The organism is Pseudomonas mercuritolerans, assembly GCF_025706525.1.
Lineage (GTDB): Bacteria > Pseudomonadota > Gammaproteobacteria > Pseudomonadales > Pseudomonadaceae > Aquipseudomonas > Aquipseudomonas mercuritolerans.
The window spans coordinates 182,592-201,201 of the sequence record NZ_JAMSHA010000009.1; the positions used below are offsets into that span (position 1 = coordinate 182,592).

Below are 18,610 nucleotides of genomic sequence, written 5' to 3' on the forward strand. Positions count from 1 at the left end.
CACTGCATCAGTAGTCATATCAGTCGATTCCGCCCGTGAGGGTCGTCTGCTCAGCATAGTCGAGGTGTTTGACGAGCTGCGCGCGCAGCCGGGCACTTACCTCGGCAAATTCAATCGATCCTGCGTGATCGCTCAGCTGGGTCATGGCCAGCCCGGCGTAGCCGCAGGGATTAATCCGTCGAAACGGTTCCAGGTTCATATCCACGTTCAGGGCCAGGCCATGAAAGGAACAACCGTGGCGAATGCGCAAACCCAGAGAAGCGATTTTCGCTCCATCGACATACACGCCGGGAGCATCTGGCTTGGCGGCGGCGGTAACGCCGTAGCTGGCCAGCAGTTCGATCAGGCAGGCTTCCATGCGGCTGACCAGATCGCGCACGCCGAAACCCAGCTTGCGCACATCCAGTAACAGATAGGCCACCAGTTGCCCGGGGCCATGATAAGTCACTTGGCCGCCACGATCGACCTGCACCACCGGAATATCTCCCGGCAGCAACAGGTGTTCTGCCTTGCCGGCCTGGCCCTGAGTGAACACCGGCGGGTGTTCGACGAGCCAGATTTCGTCGTCGGCAGCAGTGCCGCGCTCATTGGTGAAACGTTGCATGGCATGCCAGACCGGCTCGTAAGCCATCTGGCCCAGCTCGCGAAAGCCCAGCGTGCCGCGCATCACAACACCATGTGCACGAAGCCGGTCGCCCGCAGTTCGCTGTTGATGTTGTACAGCTGATCCTGATCGGTGGCGACGATGTGCAGCTGGATGGTGGTGTACTTGCCGGTGCTGCTCTGACGCTCGTCGATGCGCTCGTCATTGATGGTCGCGTGTTTCTTCACGATCTCGATGATCTGGTCTTTGCGGCCGACGCCCGTATCGCTGATCACCTTGACGGGATAATCCGTGACAGGAAATTCGATCTTTGGCGCCTTTACTTCGGTATCGGTCATGGCGTAACGGCCTCTTAAGCCGTGGTAACGCACATGGCCCCGCACCGGATCGGGGCGGGGCCATGCAGGTCAACACAAAATCAGTTGAACAAGCCGTAGAAGAATAGACGGATGCTATCCCACATGCGGCGGAAGATACCACCCTCCTCGACGCCATCCAGAGCGATCAGGTCGGCGCTGTGCACTACCTTGTCTTCCAGTTTGACTTCGACTTTACCGATCACGTCGCCCTTGGCGATTGGCGCAACCAGTTGCGGGTTCATGGTCATGCTGGCTGCGAGTTTCTTCAGCTGGCCTTTCGGCAGAGTCATGGTCAGGTCTTGCGCCAGGCCGGCCTTGACCTGGCTGGTGGTGCCTTTCCATACCGGCGCCTGCGCCAGTTCAGTGCCCTTCTGGTAGAAGGTCTGGGTTTCGAAGAAGCGGAAACCGTAGGTCAACAGCTTCTGGGTTTCTGCGGCACGGGCCACTTCGCTGTTGGTGCCGAACACCACAGCGATCAGGCGCTGGCCGTCACGTACCGCTGAGGACACCATGCAGTAGCCGGCTTCGTCGGTGTGGCCGGTTTTCAGACCGTCAACGGTCTTGTCGCGCCACAGCAGCAGGTTGCGGTTAGGCTGCTTGATGCCGTTCCAGAAGAACTCTTTCTGCGAGTAGATCGCATAGTGAGCCGGGTCTTCGTGGATGATCGCGCGAGCGAGGATCGCCATGTCGTGAGCGGACGAATAGTGCTCAGGGTTCGGCAGACCGGTCGGGTTCATGAAGTGGGTATTGGTCATGCCCAGTTCGGTGACGGTCTTGTTCATCAGGTCGGCGAACGCGTCTTCGCTGCCGGCGATGTGCTCGGCCAGGGCGACGCTGGCGTCGTTACCGGACTGGATGATGATGCCGTGCAGCAGGTCGCTGACAGTCACTTGCGAGCCGACCTTGATGAACATCCGCGAACCGCCGGTGCGCCAGGCGTTTTCGCTGACGGTCACCGGGTCGTTTTCACCGATCTGACCGCGACGGATTTCCAGGGTCGCGATGTACGCGGTCATCAGCTTGGTCAGGCTGGCCGGTGGCAGACGCTGGTCGCCGTTGTTTTCGACCAGCACGTTGCCGCTGCTGGCATCCATCAGAACGTAGGCCTTGGCGGCCAGTTGTGGTGGCGACGGCATCATCTCGGCCGCAAAGGCGGCTGGCGAGAGGAGCAGCGGGACTAGCAGACACAGGCGTTTGGCAAAGGTGGTGATGTTCATCCGTCTCTCGAAATCGCTAATGGAAACTGTCCTTGCGGACAAAATTTAATCAGATGGCTTTCTGACGAGCCATCGCGTGTTCAGTTGCTCACTCCAGTCACCCTTGCCGGGCTTTTGTTCTTCGACGAGCCAACAACCTGGTTCACCCCCCGTATACCGCAAGTGAACCGTCAATCAAGGTCTACGTATTACTCGGTGACCACGCTGGGCGAACCCAGATTGGCCAGACGCACACTGTTCTGCACCTGGGCAATTTCACCCGGCGAGCCGATCGGCCCCAGGCGTACCCGGTGCAGGGTCTGCTGATTGCGCACGATCGAGCTGATGAACACTGGCGCGCTCACCATCCCGCTGAGCTTCGATCTCAGCAGTTCGGCAGCGTCCGGGTTGGCGAACGCGCCCACCTGCAGATACTGGCCAGACGCTGGTGCAGAAGCGTTTTTTTTTGCATCGATCTGCACAGGCACCACGGCCGCGGCATGTTGCTGCGGCGGCGGCGTCCATTGCTCGACGGTGCCGGCCGAAGCCGTAATCACTGGCGCGCTATTCTGCGCCACTTGCGGCTCGTTGAGCATCAGCGGCGCCGGACGGCCCTTGGCCGCCCACCACTGCTGCGGATCGATGCCTTCGACCTTGACCCGCGCGGTGCCGGTTTCGGCATAGCCGAGTTTCTTCGCCGCCGCGTAGGACAAGTCGATGATGCGATCGGAGTAGAACGGCCCACGGTCGTTGACGCGCAGGATCACGGTCTTGTTGTTGTCCAGGTTGGTCACCCGAACGTAACTTGGCAGCGGCAAGGTCTTGTGCGCGGCACTCATGCCGTACAGGTCATACACTTCGCCGTTGGCGGTGTTCTGGCCATGGAACTTGGTGCCGTACCAGGACGCCGTGCCCGAAGCCACGTAGGTCTTGGATTCCTGTAACGGAAAATAGGTCTTGCCCAGCACGGTGTACGGATTGGCCTTGTACGGGCCGGTGTGCAGGGTCGGCGTCGCATCCGGGATGCGCGAAACATCGACATCCCACCACGGCGCGCCGTCTTTGTGCGCGCGGTTGATGTCCAGGCCCGGTTGGGCGCGGACAGCGGTGGACGGGGTTTTCTGCGTCGGCGTACGGCTGGTCGTGCAACTGGCGACCAGGACTGCCAACGCAGCGAAAGCCACCAGCTTCAGGGGTTTATTGTTAGGCAATGCCTGCATTACTTGACGCCCCGTGCTTGTACCAGCTGTTCAGACAGTTGATGTACGGCCATGGCGTACATCACGCTGCGGTTATAACGCGTGATCGCGTAGAAATTCTGCAGGCCCATCCAGTATTCAGGGCCGTTGTCGCCTTCGAGGCGAAATGCGGTAACCGGCATATCATCGCGCAGCGCATCATGACTTGACCAGCCCAGCGCCCGCAACTCTGCGACCGTCTTCACCGGTTCGATACCGGTGGTCAGGCCTTCATCGACCTGCTCGCCGCGCACATCGGCGCGGCTGACCACCGGCTCGCCGGCAACCCAGCCATGACGCTTGAAATAGCTGGCGACGCTGCCAATGGCATCGTCCGGGTTGTTCCAGATATTGATGTGGCCATCACCGTCGAAGTCCACCGCGTAGGCGCGAAAGCTGCTCGGCATGAACTGCGGCAGGCCCATGGCCCCGGCGTACGAGCCTTTCAGGGTCAGCGGGTCGACCTGCTCTTCACGGGCCAGCAGCAGGAACTCACGCAGTTCCTTGCGGAAAAATTCGGCACGGGGAGGATAGTCGAAGCCGAGGGTCGATAAAGCATCGATCACGCGGAAATTGCCGGTATTACGTCCGAAAAAGGTCTCGACGCCGATGATCGACACGATGACCTGTGCCGGCACGCCGTATTCCTGCTCGGCACGGGCCAGGGTCGCCTCGTGCTGACGCCAGAAATCGACACCGCGGGCGATGCGCGCGTCAGTGATGAACATCGGGCGATATTCATTCCACTGCTTGACCCGTTCGGCGGGTTTGGAGATGGCGTCGAGAATCGACTGCTTGCGTTGCGCCTCGCGGAACACACCCATCAGTTGTTCACCGGCGAAACCGTAGTCGCGGGTCATTTCGCCGACGAATTCGGCCACCTGCGGCGAGCCTTCATAGTCGCCGGCCAGCGCTTCCTGCACGCTCCCCAGCAGGCCCATCAGGCCAACCAGCGGCGCGCATCGAGTCGCCCAGCCACGCATTACTTGCATTGCACTCTTCACCTTATTCAAACCTGTGCGATCCACTTGCGATGGGTATGGATCGACATCAAAACCCCAAACGCTGACAGCAGCGTCACCAGCGAAGTTCCTCCGTAGCTAATGAACGGCAACGGCACCCCCACGACCGGCAACAGGCCACTGACCATACCGATGTTGACGAAAACGTAAACAAAAAAAGTCATGGTCAACGCACCGGCGAGCAATTTGCCGAACAGCGTTTGCGCCTGGGCGGTGATCACCAGCCCGCGACCGATCAACAACAGATAGATCAGCAGCAGCGCGCAAATCCCCACCAGACCGAACTCTTCACCAAGCACAGCAATGATGAAGTCGGTGTGGCTTTCCGGGAGAAAGTCCAGGTGTGACTGGGTGCCGAGCAGCCAGCCTTTACCGAATACGCCACCGGAACCGATCGCGGCTTTCGACTGGATGATGTTCCAGCCGGTACCGAGCGGATCGCTTTCCGGGTCGAGAAAGGTTAGGACCCGTTGCTTCTGATAGTCGTGCATGACGAAGAACCACATCGCCACCGACACTGGCACCGCCGCCGCCAGCACGCTGAGAATCCAGCGCCAGCGCAAACCGCCCATGAACAGCACGAAGGCGCCACCGGCGAGAATCAGCAGCGAGGTACCGAGATCGGGCTGGCGCACGATCAGAATGAACGGCACGCCAATCAGCATCAGGCTGATGCCGACGTGCTTGAGCTGCGGCGGCAGCGTGCGTTTGGACAGGTACCAGGCGATGGTTGCCGGCATCAGGATCTTCATGAATTCCGAGGGCTGGAAGCGGATCACCCCGGGGATGTTGATCCAGCGCGTGGCGCCCATGGCGTTGTGGCCCATGATGTCGACGACGATCAGCAATATCACGCCGATCACGTAACCGAGCGGCACCCAGCGGGCCATGAAACGCGGCTCGAACTGGGCGATGACGATCATTGCCACCAGACCGATGCCGAAAGATGTGGCCTGCTTGCCGAGCAAATCCCAGCTCTTGCCGCTGGCCGAATACAGCACGAACAGGCTGCCGGCGGCGAGGATCAGCAACAGGATCAACAGCGGGCCATCGATATGCAGTCTTTGCAGCAACGTCGCGCGGCGACGCATCACATCCTCGCTGGAGAGCATGCGATCAAAATTATTCATCACGGGCCGGGGCCTCCGCAGTGATTGGGCTGGCGTACTCGGCTTTCAGGTGGCCGTCCTGGTCGAGCAACCAGGCGTCCATGACCTGGCGCACCACCGGCGCGGCAACGCCGGAACCGGACTCACCGTTCTCGACCATCACCGACACGACGATTTTCGGATCATCGGCCGGGGCGAAGCCGACGAACAAGGCGTGGTCGCGGTGGCGTTCCTGGACCTTGGAGCGGTCGTATTTCTCGCCCTGCTTGATCGCCACCACCTGCGCGGTACCGGACTTGCCGGCGATGCGGTATTGCGCGCCGATCGCCGCTTTGCGCGCGGTGCCACGGGCACCGTGCATCACCTGCTGCATGCCGTGGTTGACCTTGTTCCAGTCGGACGGGTCGCGCAGGACGATGTTCGGCATAGGGTTTTCATCCACCGGCTTCACCCCGTCGAGGGACTTGGCCAGGTGCGGACGGTTCCAGATGCCTTTGTTGGCCACCAGCGCGGTGGCCTGGGCCAATTGCAGCGGCGTCGATTGCATATAGCCCTGGCCGATCCCGAGAATCAGGGTCTCACCGGGGAACCACGCCTGCTTGCGCGTCGCGCGTTTCCATTCGCGGGACGGCATCAGGCCCGGGGATTCTTCGAACATGTCCAGCGAGACCTTCTGGCCGATGCCGAACTTGTTCATGTAGGTCGACAGCCGATCAATGCCGAGCTTGTGCGCCAGGTCATAGAAGTAGGTGTCGTTGGACCGCATGATCGCCGTGTCGAGGTCGACGAAGCCGTCACCGGTGCGGTTCCAGTTGCGGTACTTGTGGTCGTAGTTGGGCAGCATGTAATAGCCCGGGTCGAACACCCGGCTCGAAGCCGTGACCACGCCAGCGTCAAGACCGGCAATCGCTACCGCCGGTTTGATCGTCGAGCCCGGCGGGTACAGACCGCGCAGCACGCGGTTGAACAGCGGCCGGTCGATGGAATCACGCAACTCGGCGTAGGCCTTGAAGCTGATGCCGGTGACGAACAGGTTCGGGTCGAAACTCGGCTGACTGACCATCGCCAGCACTTCGCCGGTCTTCGGATCGAGCGCGACCACCGCACCACGGCGCCCGCCCAGCGCGGCCTCGGCGGCTTCCTGCAACTTGATGTCGAGGCTCAGGACGATGTCCTTGCCGGGAATCGGATCGGTGCGCTTGAGCACGCGCAACACGCGGCCACGGGCGTTGGTCTCGACTTCCTCGTAACCGACCTGACCGTGCAGTTCCGGCTCGTAGAAACGCTCGATGCCAGTCTTGCCGATATGGTGGGTGCCGCTGTAGTTGACCGGATCCAGCGACTTCAGCTCTTTCTCGTTGATCCGCCCCATGTAGCCCACCGAATGCGCAAAGTGCGCGCCCTGCGGGTAGTGACGGACCAGTTGCGCGACCACTTCCACCCCGGGCAGGCGGAATTGGTTCACCGCAATGCGGGCGATCTGCTCTTCGGTCAGCTCGAACAGGATCGGCACCGGCTCGAACGGCCGGCGCCCCTGCCGCATGCGTTTCTCGAAGATCACCCGGTCCTCGGGCGTCAGCTCCAGCACCTCGACGATGACGTCGAGCACCTGTTGCCAGTCGCCGGAGCGCTCGCGGGTCATGCTCAGGCTGAAGCTTGGCCGGTTGTCGGCCACGACCACGCCGTTGCGGTCGAAAATCAGCCCGCGCGTCGGCGGAATCGGCTGCACATGGACGCGGTTGTTTTCCGACAGAGTCGAGTGATACTCGTACTGGATCACCTGCAGGTAATACAGACGCGCGATCAGCACACAGATCAGCGCCACAATCACGATCGCACCGAACACGACACGGCTGCGCACCAGACGGGCGTCCTTTTCGTGGTCCTTGATGCGGATCGGCTGAGACATGAGGGCAGGCTTACTTGTGGTAAGGGTGGCCGGACAACACGGTCCAGGCACGGTACAACTGTTCGCCGATCAGGATTCGCACCAGCGGGTGCGGCAAGGTCAGCGGCGACAACGACCAGCGCTGGTCAGCGCGGGCACAGACTTCCGGTGCCAGCCCTTCCGGGCCGCCGACCATGAAGTTGACCGTGCGCGAATCCAGGCGCCAGCGATCGAGTTCGACCGCCAGTTGCTCGGTGCTCCACGGCTTGCCGTGAACCTCCAGCGTGACGATCCGCTCGTTGTGCCCGACCTTGGCCAGCATGGCTTCGCCTTCCTGGCGGATGAAACGGGCCACGTCGGCATTCTTGCCGCGGGTATTGAGCGGAATTTCCACCAGTTCCAGCGCCAGCTCGGACGGAAGACGCTTGGCATATTCATGCCAGCCTTCTTCCACCCACTTGGGCATGCGTGAACCGACGGCGATCAGGCGCAGTCGCACAGCAATCCCTTAGAACTGGTCTTTGTTGAGCTTGGTGAAATGCTCGTGGGTGTTTTCCGGGCTGTGATGCTTGGCATCGGCCGCACGGCTTTGCTCGGCACCGGCCCACAGACGCTCCAGGTCGTAGAACTGACGCGCCGAGGCGGTCATCATGTGCACGATCACCAGATCGAGGTCGAGCAGTACCCAGTCGCTGTCGCCCTTGCCTTCTTCGCCCAGTGGCTTGGCGCCCTGCTTCTTCACTTCCTCGCGGACCTTGTCGAGCATCGCGTTGATCTGGCGATTGGAGGTACCGGTGGCGATGATCATGTAGTCAGTGATGCTCTGCTTGTCGCGCACATCGATGATCTGGATGTCCTGGGCCTTGACGTCTTCCAGCGCGGCGACGGCAATCTTGACCAGTTCGTCGCCCTTGAGCGGCTCGTTGGTGTTGACGGCTTCCGGCAGTGGTGCGCTCTTGAACGTGCCTTTGCGCTTTACTTTCGGTAGATCTTTATCAGTCATATGTAACTCGTTTTGCTCATGTATTCGGCGGCTTGGGGATACGGTGATCCGTATCGGTGAAGCACGCCTTGTTCAGTTCGACGCACGGTACAGACCGTGCGCATCGATGTAGGCCAGGACCGCGTCGGGCACCAGGAAACGTACCGACTTACCGCTGGCCAGCAGTTGACGGATCTGGGTGGCGGAAACCGCGAGCGGTGTCTGCCAGACGAATGCAATCTGTCCGCTCGGCCCTTTCAGGGCCAGCGGGTCGCTCACCGAACGCGCTGCCAGCAGGTTGCGCAAGGCATCCGGCGGTTCGCTGTCGGCGTCCGGGCGCTGTAGCACCAGGATGTGGCAATGCTGGAGCAACTCTTCCCAGCGGTGCCAAGTGGGCAGGCCGCAAAATGCGTCCCAGCCCAAAAGCAGAAAAACCTGGGTCTCGGCGGGCATCTCTGCGCGCAGCGACTCCAGGGTATCGATGGTCCAGGACGGTTTGTCCCGCTGCAATTCGCGGGCGTCCACCACCAGCGGCGGCAATCCGGCCACCGCGCACTCGACCATCGCCAGCCGATCCTGCGCCGACACCTGCGGCGTACCGCGATGTGGCGGCCGCGCATTCGGCATCAGGCGCAACTCGTCCAGCGCCAGCGCTTCGACAACTTCCAGCGCGCCACGCAAATGGCCGATGTGCACCGGGTCGAACGTACCGCCCAGCACGCCAATGCGTTGCGGGCGCGACTCGATGCCGGTGTGCGGCGTTGTCAGGTCGAGGTCGGTCAAGTCAGACCGTCGCCTGGCCGCGCAACTGGCCATCACCGACCACGATGTACTTCTCGCAGGTCAGCCCTTCGAGACCCACCGGGCCGCGGGCGTGCAGCTTATCAGTAGAAATGCCGATCTCGGCACCCAATCCGTATTCAAATCCATCGGCAAAGCAGGTCGGCGTGTTGATCATCACCGAGGCCGAGTCGACTTCCGCCACGAACCGGCGGGTGTCGGCGAGGTTTTCGCTGACGATCGAGTCGGTGTGATGGGAGCCGTAATGATTGATGTGTTCGATCGCCTGCTCCAGACCGTCAACCACGCGGATCGACAGGATCGGCGCCAGGTACTCGGTGTGCCAGTCGTCTTCGCTGGCCGCGACCGCTTCGATGATCGCCCGGGTGCGTTCGCAACCACGCAACTCGACACCTTTGTCGCGGAACTGCGCGGCCATCGACGGCAGGAAATCCCTGGCAATCGCTCGATCGACCAGCAAAGTTTCCATCGCGCCACAGATGCCATAACGGTAAGTCTTGGCGTTGAAGGCGATGCGCTGGGCTTTGGCCAGATCGGCATGTTCGCTGACGTAAACGTGGCAGATGCCGTCCAGGTGCTTGATCACCGGCACGCGGGCATCGCGGCTGATGCGTTCGATCAGGCCACGGCCACCACGGGGCACGATGACGTCGACGTATTCAGGCATGCTGATCATCGCGCCGACCGCGGCACGATCAGTGGTTTCGACCACTTGCACCACGGCGGCGGGCAGTTCGGCCTCGGCCAGACCGCGCTGAATGCACGCGGCAATCGCGCGGTTGGAATGAATCGCCTCGGAGCCACCGCGCAGAATGGTCGCGTTGCCGGACTTCAGGCACAGGCTGGCAGCATCGATGGTCACGTTCGGACGGGATTCGTAGATGATCCCGATCACGCCCAGCGGTACACGCATCTTGCCGACCTGAATGCCCGACGGACGGAAGCTCATGTCGCGGATCGCGCCGACCGGATCCGCCAGTGCAGCGACCTGACGCAAGCCGACGATCATGCCGTCGATGCGTGCCGGGGTCAGTTCCAGACGTTCCAGCAGCGCCGGCTCAAGACCGCTGGCGCGACCGGCAGCCAGATCCAGCTCATTGGCTGCGGCCAGCTCGGCGCGTGCAGCATCCAGAGCATTGGCGGCAGCCTGCAAGGCGCGGTTTTTCTGCGCGGTGCTGGCGCGACCGATGACCTTGGAGGCAGCGCGGGCGGCGCGACCCAATCGGGTCATGTAGTCAAGAACGGACTCAGTCATGGTCTGCTGGGGTCTTGGCAAAGAGGAAAGCGGCAGATTATAGCTGCCGCGTCCCGGGACTAACAGCGGTGACGGGCGGATGGTCGAAATGAGCTGCGTTTGCCTCTTGTTCAGACGTAATTAAGCTCAGCGTTGTTATCATCACGACCTCTTGAGCCTGGATAAACCTTGCCCATCATGACCAACGTGCCCCTTTGCCCCGAGTCCGCGCGCCTGCCCGTAGGCCTGCCGGACAGTTTTTTCGACCGCGACGCACAAGTGCTGGCGCAGGCGCTGCTCGGCAAAGTCATCCGTCATCGCGTCGGCGATCTGTGGCTGAGTGCGCGAATCATCGAGACCGAAGCCTATTACTGCGCGGAAAAAGGCAGTCATGCCTCGCTCGGTTACACAGAAAAGCGTAAGGCTTTGTTTCTGGATGGCGGCCACATCTATATGTACTACGCCCGTGGCGGTGATTCGCTGAACTTCAGCGCGCAAGGTCCGGGCAATGCCGTTTTGATCAAATCCGCCTATCCGTGGGTCGACGAGGTCAGCGGCCCGGCGAGTCTGGCGCAGATGCTGCTGAACAATCCCGATGCCCAGGGGCGACCGCGTCCGACGCAGAAGCTCTGCGCCGGGCAGACGTTGTTGTGCAAGGCATTGGGTTTGAAAGTACCGATGTGGGATGCCAAGCGTTTCGATCATGAGTTGTTGCTGGTCGAAGACACCGGGCCGCCGCCCTCGCAGATTATTCAAACCACCCGGCTGGGCATTCCGCTGGGCCGTGACGAACACTTGATGTACCGCTTCGTTGACGCCGCGTATGCGCAATGGTGCACGCGGAACCCGCTGCGACGGGGTCAGGTCGAAGGCCGGGATTATATGTTGCTGTAAATGCTTACCCTTGTAGGAGCTGCCGCAGGCTGCGATCTTTTGATCTTGTTCTTTTAAAGCAGAATCAAAAGATCGCAGCCTGCGGCAGCTCCTACCGGGATCATCAATAGTCTGGAGTTTTTCTGTATGGGCCCATGGCTCGATAGCATCACCGGATGGCTCGGCGCCAATCCACAGTGGCTGGCCGCAGCGGTGTTCCTCGTGGCGTGCGTGGAGTGCCTGGCGATTGCCGGGCTGATCGTGCCAGGCACGGTGCTGCTGTTTGCCGTGGCGGTACTGGCCGGCAGCGGCGCGCTGTCACTGAGCGAAACGCTGCTGCTGGGCTTTCTCGGCGGCATCCTCGGCGACCTGATCTCGTACTTTCTGGGGCGGCATTTCCACCAGAACATCCGCCGCCTCCCCGGGCTACGCCATCACCCGGAATGGATGGCCGGCGCCGAGTCGTACTTCCAGCGCTATGGCATCGCCAGCCTGCTGGTCGGGCGTTTCATCGGCCCGCTGCGGCCGATGCTGCCGATGGTCGCCGGGATGTGCGACATGCCGTTCCCGCGCTTCTTCGCCGTCAGCCTGCTCGCCGCCGCCGGCTGGAGCCTGGCTTACCTGTTGCCGGGCTGGGCCACGGGCGCGGCGTTCCGCCTGCCATTGCCTGAAGGTTTCTGGCTCGAAGCCGGAATTGTCGCGGCCAGCATCGCGGTGATGGTCGGCCTGAGCGTCAACAGCAGCGTGCGTCGTCATCGTCGGGCGACGATCTGGATCGGCGGCATGAGCCTGTTGATCCTGATTGGCCTGTTTATCGGCTATCCATACCTCACCGCGCTCGACAACGGTGTGATGACTCTGGTGCAGGAACATCGCCAGCCAGCGCTGGACGAAATCGCCGTGACGCTGACCCTGATCGGCGAGTTCCGCAACATGCTGCTGTTCAGCGCCCTGCTTGTCATATTGCTGTTGCTGTGCAAGCAGTGGCGCCAGGCGATATTTGCCGGCGCGACCATGATGGTGACCGCGATGGCCAACACCGGAACCAAATACTTCTTCGCCCGGGTGCGCCCTGAAGTGCTCAGTGATCCATTGACCACCTACAGCATGCCCAGCGGTCACGCCTCGGGCGCATTCGCCCTGTTCCTGACGCTGGGTGTACTGGCTGGTCGCGGTCAGCCGCCACGCATGCGTTTGACCTGGCTGCTGATTGCCTGCATCCCGGCACTGGCAATTGCCTTGTCACGGGTCTATCTGGGGGCGCACTGGCCAACCGACATTCTCGCCGGTGCCATGCTCGCCAGTTGCGTCTGTGCCGCGATGCTGTGGTTGAGCCAACGACAGACGTCCCTCAACGCGATGCCGTTCAAGATCTGGTGGCTGATCCTGCCATCGATGGTTGCACTGTTCGGATTCTTTGTACTGCGCCACTTGCCGCATACATTGTTGCGTTACGCTTATTGAAACAAATACTTTTCAGATATCAACCATTAAGCGCCGCTCTTCGGAAACACTCGAAAAGAGCGGCGCCGCCATTGGATTCACCTGTATTACTTGCGCACCCGCAAGCCGGCTAACTTTCCTGCTGAAACGAATATAAAATTGGCGTTACATAATAAATCCAACTTCATACACCAGCGCCTTTCATACTGATAAGCACACGCCAGGTTAATAAACTTGATTAGCGTGATTACATATCCTCAAACATTGATCTCACCAGACAATGTTTATAGTTGCTATCAGTTTCGAGTCAAATCATGAGTCCAAAATTACCGCGCAAAACGTCCGTGACGGCTACGCGCCATTCTGAAACAGGCACTTCCGGGACGCGCAGATCCGACATTGCGCTTCCCGGATTTTCGCGCATCACGGATTTTTTTCAACAGACATTGCCGAACAGTCCTGGCAGCCTGCAATCAAGCGGGGAAACTCCAAGGTTGCCCGCCGTCGAAGTCACCCCCATGCCAGCCCATAGAGGGAGTGAAAAATCGATAGATGACTATTGGCTTTCCGAGGCTTTTTTGCGCGGCATGAACCCCGCCGACGCAGAAGGCTTTCGCTGGATCGTCAACCGCAAGTTCGTTGATGTGTATGTCGACGGCGTGCTGCGCACCACTCATGTCGGCCTCGATGAATCCGGCACCCTGCGAAGCAAACTGCTGACCGAGCGCATCCCTTCCGGACCGCGCCTGTATAAAAATGCCGAGGGCCAGACCTGGCGCCTGACGGAACAGCCTGCGGCAAAACGACCGCGCGTGCAGTCACCCTCTCAGCCCATCGACCAGAGCCGCTACTGGCCCTCGGGGCGCTCGCCAGACAACCAGGGTTATTTCGAAATGCGCGAGTCCGGGGGATCAAGCGCACCTCAGACACTGTTCGCTCTCACGGATGAGTATGGCAACTTCATGCGCGTCGACCCGCCCGCTGGCGGCTTTGACGCACAGCCGACGCACTTCGTGCACTGGACCGACAGGCAAATCTGGCAACTGTACGGGCTGCACGGCGAGGACATCGTGAGGTTTCGTCTGCATGCCCACACCACCGGCCAGCCACCCCAATGGGCGCAACCATCGCCCACGGGCAACCCGGTGACCGACCTGCTGCGCGACAGCCTGCGCTGGCTGCACCCGGCCATGTCCTTCAAGGAGCGTGAGCGTTATCTGCAGTCGTTCAACCTGCTGCCAAGCCAATTGCTGCGTCTGCAGCAAGACATGCAGAACCGGCTGGCAATACCGGCCTGGGTCCAGGCTCACCAGCGCTTGCTCGATGACGTCGACAATCCGCAGCGATTCGAGCAGTTCGCCAAGGATGCAGTCGAACAACTCAACCTCAAGCGCAATGCCCGCCACGACTGGTATCACGCCGAGAACAGTCTGACCCCCGAAATACGCGAAGCACTGCTGAAGTCACTGGGTTACCTGCGCAACAAGAACAATTGCCTGTACCGCACCGACATTCCTGCGCTGTTTCGCGGTGACGAGCGCACCCCGTTCGAATTGGCGAACGACGGCACCATGCTGCCGCGCTACCACCATGAACCCGGCGCCACTACGCACAAGCCGATCAGCGCGACCTTCAGTCTCAATGAGGGCCAGATGTATGCCAGCGCGCCGGATCCTGAATACCTGCGCTTCAACAGCCAGACCCACAAATATCCGGGGCGTGATGCCAGTGACAGCAGCTCGGAAAGTGCTGACAGCGATGCCAGCGATTCGCCAAGCAGTTCGTCTTCCGGCTGGTCTGAACCGGCCAGCCCCGTGGCGTGGGATCACGAGCGCGATTACCGGTCCAGCCGCACCCGGCAGACGGAAATGTTCATCTACGCCCTCGACACCCGCAACCTTGAAGTCGTCCCGCATGAAGAAAACATGATGTTCAACGCCAGCGCCCGCAAAACGCCGCCGACCTGGTTTCCCTCTGACGATTTCGAGGGACTGATCTCTGTCAGCCGCAGCGGACTGAGTGCCGAGCGTATCTGGCTGCTGAACAGCGCCCAGACCAAAGGCGCCAGGGTGACAGACATCAACGACATGGCGGGAGACAGCGCTGGACGCATCAAAGCGGCGACCCATGCCGGACACTCCAATCAGTTCGAATATGACCGATTGATCGACCAGGTCGAGGCAGCGGCCCTGCCCATAGTCAGGCTTTCAGGCAACAGAAACGAATTCGCTCATGACATCGTCTGGCCCTGAAACAAACAGTTTGCCCGCAACACCGGTAAGGAAACCGCAGCTTCATACACACCATTCAAGGATCAAGACGTGGCGAAACTCATCATACCCTCGACGCATAGTTCCAATGTGCGCCTGCTTCAAGTCACTCCCATTGATGCCTCAGCCAATGCGTATGCACCGGCAACAGGCAACCCCGAGCACGTGCCTTCACCTTCCATCGTCGAGCCCGCTGACGCCTCGCACAGCCAGACGCTGCAATCCCTCGACGAACACTTCGGCCCGCTGCGCATTGGCGAGTACATGGCCAGTCGGGTCGAACTGCAGGCGCTGGGCGCAACGGTCAACGGCCAACTGATCAGCACGACAAACGCCAACATGAAGGTCCCGGATCAAGAGTTTCTCGACGGGCTCAATTTCCAGGCGGCAGCAGTCGAAAGTCGCTTGAGGGCGGCCGACGTCCCGGACAGCGGCCTGGTGGCAATGCTCTTTTATGAAATCGCCTGCAAACGCTCCATCGACGCCGGGCCGATGTTCGTCAGCGACTCGCCCATTGCGGCTGGCAGCAGTACCGATCGCCTGAATCAACTGGGCAAGGCTGCGCAAAAGCTGGATATCCATCGGATCGATACGTTCGAAAACGCGCCAGGCTGGATCAACAAATACAAAAGTTACCTGACCAGCAGTGCAGGTGTCGGCCTGCAGGGGTTTGGCATCTACAGCGGTTATATGGCCATGGCCGATGCGCTGCAAAAGGGTGAAAAACTGGAAGCGCTGTTCCAGGGCAGCTCCATTGCCGCCGAACTCGGCTCGCTGGTCATCGAGCAGGGTCTGACCAAGACTGGCCACGCGATGCTCACTCAAGGAGGCAACCTCTTCAAATACTTCCCGCTGACTTCGGTGGGCAAATACATGAGCCGCGGCGCAGGAATGTTCGCCAGCGCGATCACCCTGCCGTTCGACATCATTGATGCGGTCAAATCGTTCAATGCTGCTGCTGCCGCGTCGGGCAAAGAAGCGCAGGATCACTACGTCAGTGGCGCGTTGAGCGTGGCCGGCGCTGGCATCAGTCTGGTGTTGGGCGTCGCTGCGCTGGCCGGGTTTGGCAGTGTCGCCGGCCCGGTCGGGCTCGCCGCTGCGGCGCTGCTGATCGCCGGGTCGATGATTTATCAGGCCGCGCGGGTGGTTGACGACATCGATGACTACATCGAACTGACTGGCCTCGAACGCCTGCGCTCCGGCTGGTTCGCTTTCACCCGCCAGGAACTGGACACGGAGGTGATGGATCGCTTCAAGCTGAGCAAAGGTTATCGCGACCATGAAAAACAGCTCGAACAGTCAGCCAGGGACCTGCTCGAGGGCGCATACAAGAACTCCATCGAGCACGTGGTCAACGGCGCTTTTCGCACCGAATTGCAATCCGTCGAGCTGTGGCGCTATGTCTGGGACGAAAGCGTCGGACAGAAGCCGTTCAAACTCGATAGCCAGGCCGTCATCGTTGGCGCAGACGATGTGATCGATGCCGGCGATGGCTTGCCTGCCGATCTCAAAGGCAAGGTCAGCGGCAGCGCGGGCGAAGGCAAAGGCATTTTCTGGCGCCTGGGCGATGGCGATGACCGCGTCGTCGGCGTCAAGGCCCAGGCCAATCTGTTCACCTACCGCGACGGCCACAAAGCGCTGACCGGCGGCGACAGGAACGATGCGTTCCATCACGAAGTCACTGAGCAGGAACTGGACCGGCCAGGCAAACCGGCGCACATCAATGTGCTCGACGGCGGTGCCGGCGCCGACACCGTGGCGTTCGAAGGCAGCCGCCCGACCAGCGACACGCGCCACATCGGGCATGACATCAATCTGCAAACCGGCAAGGTGGCGTTGCGCGGCCTGGACCCAGCGGCGCAAGGAATCGAAGTCGCGCACCTGACTTCGTTCGAGAACGTCTCGACCCTGCGCAAAGGCACCAGCCGCGTCACGGGTACCGCCGATGCCAACCAGATTGCTGCCAACGGTTACGACCGCATCAGCGCAGGAGACGGCAACGACATCATTGCCATCTTCGGCACCGAATGTCAGGTGGACGGAGGCAGCGGCGAGGACAGCTACTACATCGCCAATACCAATATGCGCACAACGATCATCGAGGACGGCGAACACTCCAGCGTGGTCGAATTCGGCTGGCCGCGGGAAGTCATTCAGCGCTGGCAGGTCATTGGCACTTCGCTGGTCGTCAGTTCGCTGCGCGGCAAGGATGGCAGCGAACCCGAACATGTGCTGACGCTGGAAAACGTCTATCGGATGGTCGACGGCCAGCGCCAACTGAAAAACGCCCGATGGTTGTTCCGCACACAAGACAAATATGAACTGCTGGCGCTGCTGCCTGCCCAGCCAGGCGAAGCACTGAGTCAGGACATCGAGGTCGCCGTGACCGTCAACGGTCGACCGGCCGCGGCGCCGGCCATCATCAATGACGGCAAGGTAGTCATCGACAGCCAGGGCCTGAATCGATATTTCATTGCACGCACGGACCGTCGGGTCGAATTCGTCGCTGAGCGCACCGCACCTGCCACGGCCCGCACCGTTTATCTCGACTTCCGGGACAGTGAAATCATCGACGCGGTGATCAGCTATGACGTCGAGTTGCGTAACGGAGTTTCGGGCAATACCCACCTGATCTACACGAATATCTGCCTGTCGATTCTGCTGCCGTCCAAAGTGGTTGCGTTCAAGGGCGTGATTCAAACCATTGCATCAGCGACGGGATACAGCGGCCGCAACAGCCTGAAAGTCACCACACCCCTGCTGGCGCAGGACATCGTGCTGGTTCTCCAGGATGAAGTTTCCTACCGCCTGCAAGTGCCGGAGCTGGACTACGAAGAAGACGCGCAAAACCCCGGCACGCGGCTGTTCAGCACACGCAGCTGGTTGAAAAAGCGCAATGGCAAATATCTGTTCACGCGGCCTTTGGTCAGTGAAAAACCAGCATTGACCGCACAGGCGAGCAAGGTGGTCATCGAACAGCGTGCGCACACAGGAATCTATCTGCTCGAGGGCCAGAGCGCGACGTACGACGTTTATCTGGCCAGCAACTGCATCGTGCGCCTGGCCACCCCGGGGGCCGCGGCGAAAACCGCCAATGCGTCCACCTGGAATCTGTTTACTCGCACGCTCGGTGAGACCGTTACACGCGAGGACATCCGGCTTGACGGCAATCGCTTGCGCATCGCCAGCGTCACCGTTGAACTGCCGGAGATGGAAGTCGACACGCCAGTGGAGTCCGTCAGCGTGGTGACGTCGGCCGGCAATATCTACGAAGTCTCGCTGCTGTTCGAAATGTTGCAGCTATACGTCATCGATGCCCGCAGCTACGCCAGCGTCGAGGCGCTGCTGGCCGGCATCGAACAGCACAGACAACGCAGCGAACTGGCCGCACGGGTGTACGTGACGCACATCGGTTACCAGCCCGGCACGCAGGGCACGCTGGTGTACAACTCGGTGAGCAACTACTGGAGTTCGGTGACTGATCCACAGACACGCTTGAACCGCGAAGACCTGTTTATCGCCCGCCATTGAATCTGACCGCGCCAGCGCGATGTGAACAAATTGCCAGTGGAGATCCGACTATCCACTGGC

General features: G+C 60.8%; 15 protein-coding genes. 4 read left to right on the forward strand and 11 right to left on the reverse strand.

The genetic code is table 11. The annotated features are described in order from the left end of the window. Positions 1 to 19: 19 nt before the first annotated feature. The 11 genes from lipB to ND528_RS23840 form a co-directional block, all read right to left on the reverse strand. Positions 20 to 667 (reverse strand): lipoyl(octanoyl) transferase LipB, encoded by a 648-nt coding sequence (gene lipB / locus ND528_RS23790; RefSeq protein ID WP_137215660.1) that lies wholly within the window; start codon positions 665 to 667, stop codon positions 20 to 22. Further along, a complete protein-coding gene (locus ND528_RS23795) occupies positions 667 to 942 on the reverse strand; it encodes a DUF493 domain-containing protein (protein ID WP_093098020.1) in 276 nt (91 codons plus the stop codon). The genes lipB and ND528_RS23795 overlap by 1 nt, the downstream gene beginning before the upstream one ends. Before the next feature lie 80 nt (positions 943 to 1,022). Further along, entirely contained in the window at positions 1,023 to 2,180 is a 1,158-nt protein-coding gene (locus tag ND528_RS23800; protein WP_016773028.1) for a D-alanyl-D-alanine carboxypeptidase family protein, read from the reverse strand. A 188-nt stretch (positions 2,181 to 2,368) separates the two neighbouring features. Then, entirely contained in the window at positions 2,369 to 3,379 is a 1,011-nt protein-coding gene (locus ND528_RS23805; protein WP_016773027.1) for a septal ring lytic transglycosylase RlpA family protein, read from the reverse strand. Further along, positions 3,379 to 4,389, reverse strand: a complete 1,011-nt coding sequence (gene mltB / locus ND528_RS23810) for a lytic murein transglycosylase B (protein WP_137215661.1) — start codon at positions 4,387 to 4,389, stop codon at positions 3,379 to 3,381. Before mltB ends, ND528_RS23805 begins: the two co-directional genes overlap by 1 nt. Before the next feature lie 17 nt (positions 4,390 to 4,406). Further along, a complete protein-coding gene (gene rodA, locus ND528_RS23815) occupies positions 4,407 to 5,510 on the reverse strand; it encodes a rod shape-determining protein RodA (protein ID WP_050977864.1) in 1,104 nt (367 codons plus the stop codon). Positions 5,511 to 5,541: 31 nt separating this feature from the next. Beyond that, positions 5,542 to 7,437 carry a penicillin-binding protein 2 gene (mrdA, locus tag ND528_RS23820; RefSeq protein ID WP_071173699.1) on the reverse strand — a complete coding sequence of 632 codons (1,896 nt, stop codon included), beginning with the start codon at positions 7,435 to 7,437 and terminating at the stop codon, positions 5,542 to 5,544. Between the two features lie 10 nt (positions 7,438 to 7,447). Next, the gene (rlmH, locus tag ND528_RS23825) at positions 7,448 to 7,915 is read right to left on the reverse strand and encodes a 23S rRNA (pseudouridine(1915)-N(3))-methyltransferase RlmH (RefSeq protein ID WP_011063671.1); all 468 of its coding nucleotides are present in this window, start codon (positions 7,913 to 7,915) and stop codon (positions 7,448 to 7,450) included. Positions 7,916 to 7,924: 9 nt separating this feature from the next. Beyond that, positions 7,925 to 8,419: a ribosome silencing factor gene (gene rsfS, locus ND528_RS23830; RefSeq protein WP_016773024.1), complete on the reverse strand. Its 495-nt coding sequence runs from the start codon at positions 8,417 to 8,419 to the stop codon at positions 7,925 to 7,927. A gap of 72 nt (positions 8,420 to 8,491) precedes the next feature. Beyond that, entirely contained in the window at positions 8,492 to 9,214 is a 723-nt protein-coding gene (nadD, locus tag ND528_RS23835) for a nicotinate-nucleotide adenylyltransferase (protein ID WP_263471354.1), read from the reverse strand. After that, positions 9,183 to 10,454, reverse strand: a complete 1,272-nt coding sequence (locus ND528_RS23840; RefSeq protein ID WP_263471355.1) for a glutamate-5-semialdehyde dehydrogenase — start codon at positions 10,452 to 10,454, stop codon at positions 9,183 to 9,185. Before ND528_RS23840 ends, nadD begins: the two co-directional genes overlap by 32 nt. A gap of 177 nt (positions 10,455 to 10,631) precedes the next feature. On the opposite strand from ND528_RS23840, the gene ND528_RS23845 reads away from it, so the two are divergent. The 4 genes from ND528_RS23845 to ND528_RS23860 all read left to right on the forward strand — a co-directional run bounded on the left by ND528_RS23845 (position 10,632) and on the right by ND528_RS23860 (position 18,550). Next, complete coding sequence (locus ND528_RS23845) at positions 10,632 to 11,327, forward strand: DNA-3-methyladenine glycosylase (protein WP_130912141.1); 696 nt, start codon at positions 10,632 to 10,634, stop codon at positions 11,325 to 11,327. Positions 11,328 to 11,453: 126 nt separating this feature from the next. After that, the gene (locus ND528_RS23850) at positions 11,454 to 12,770 is read left to right on the forward strand and encodes a bifunctional DedA family/phosphatase PAP2 family protein (protein ID WP_137215663.1); all 1,317 of its coding nucleotides are present in this window, start codon (positions 11,454 to 11,456) and stop codon (positions 12,768 to 12,770) included. A 566-nt stretch (positions 12,771 to 13,336) separates the two neighbouring features. Then, on the forward strand, positions 13,337 to 15,001 hold the full coding sequence (locus tag ND528_RS23855) for a hypothetical protein (protein ID WP_263471356.1): 1,665 nt from the start codon (positions 13,337 to 13,339) through the stop codon (positions 14,999 to 15,001). 69 nt (positions 15,002 to 15,070) lie between these two features. Continuing rightward, on the forward strand, positions 15,071 to 18,550 hold the full coding sequence (locus tag ND528_RS23860; RefSeq protein WP_263471357.1) for a calcium-binding protein: 3,480 nt from the start codon (positions 15,071 to 15,073) through the stop codon (positions 18,548 to 18,550). The last annotated feature ends 60 nt before the right edge of the window (positions 18,551 to 18,610 follow it).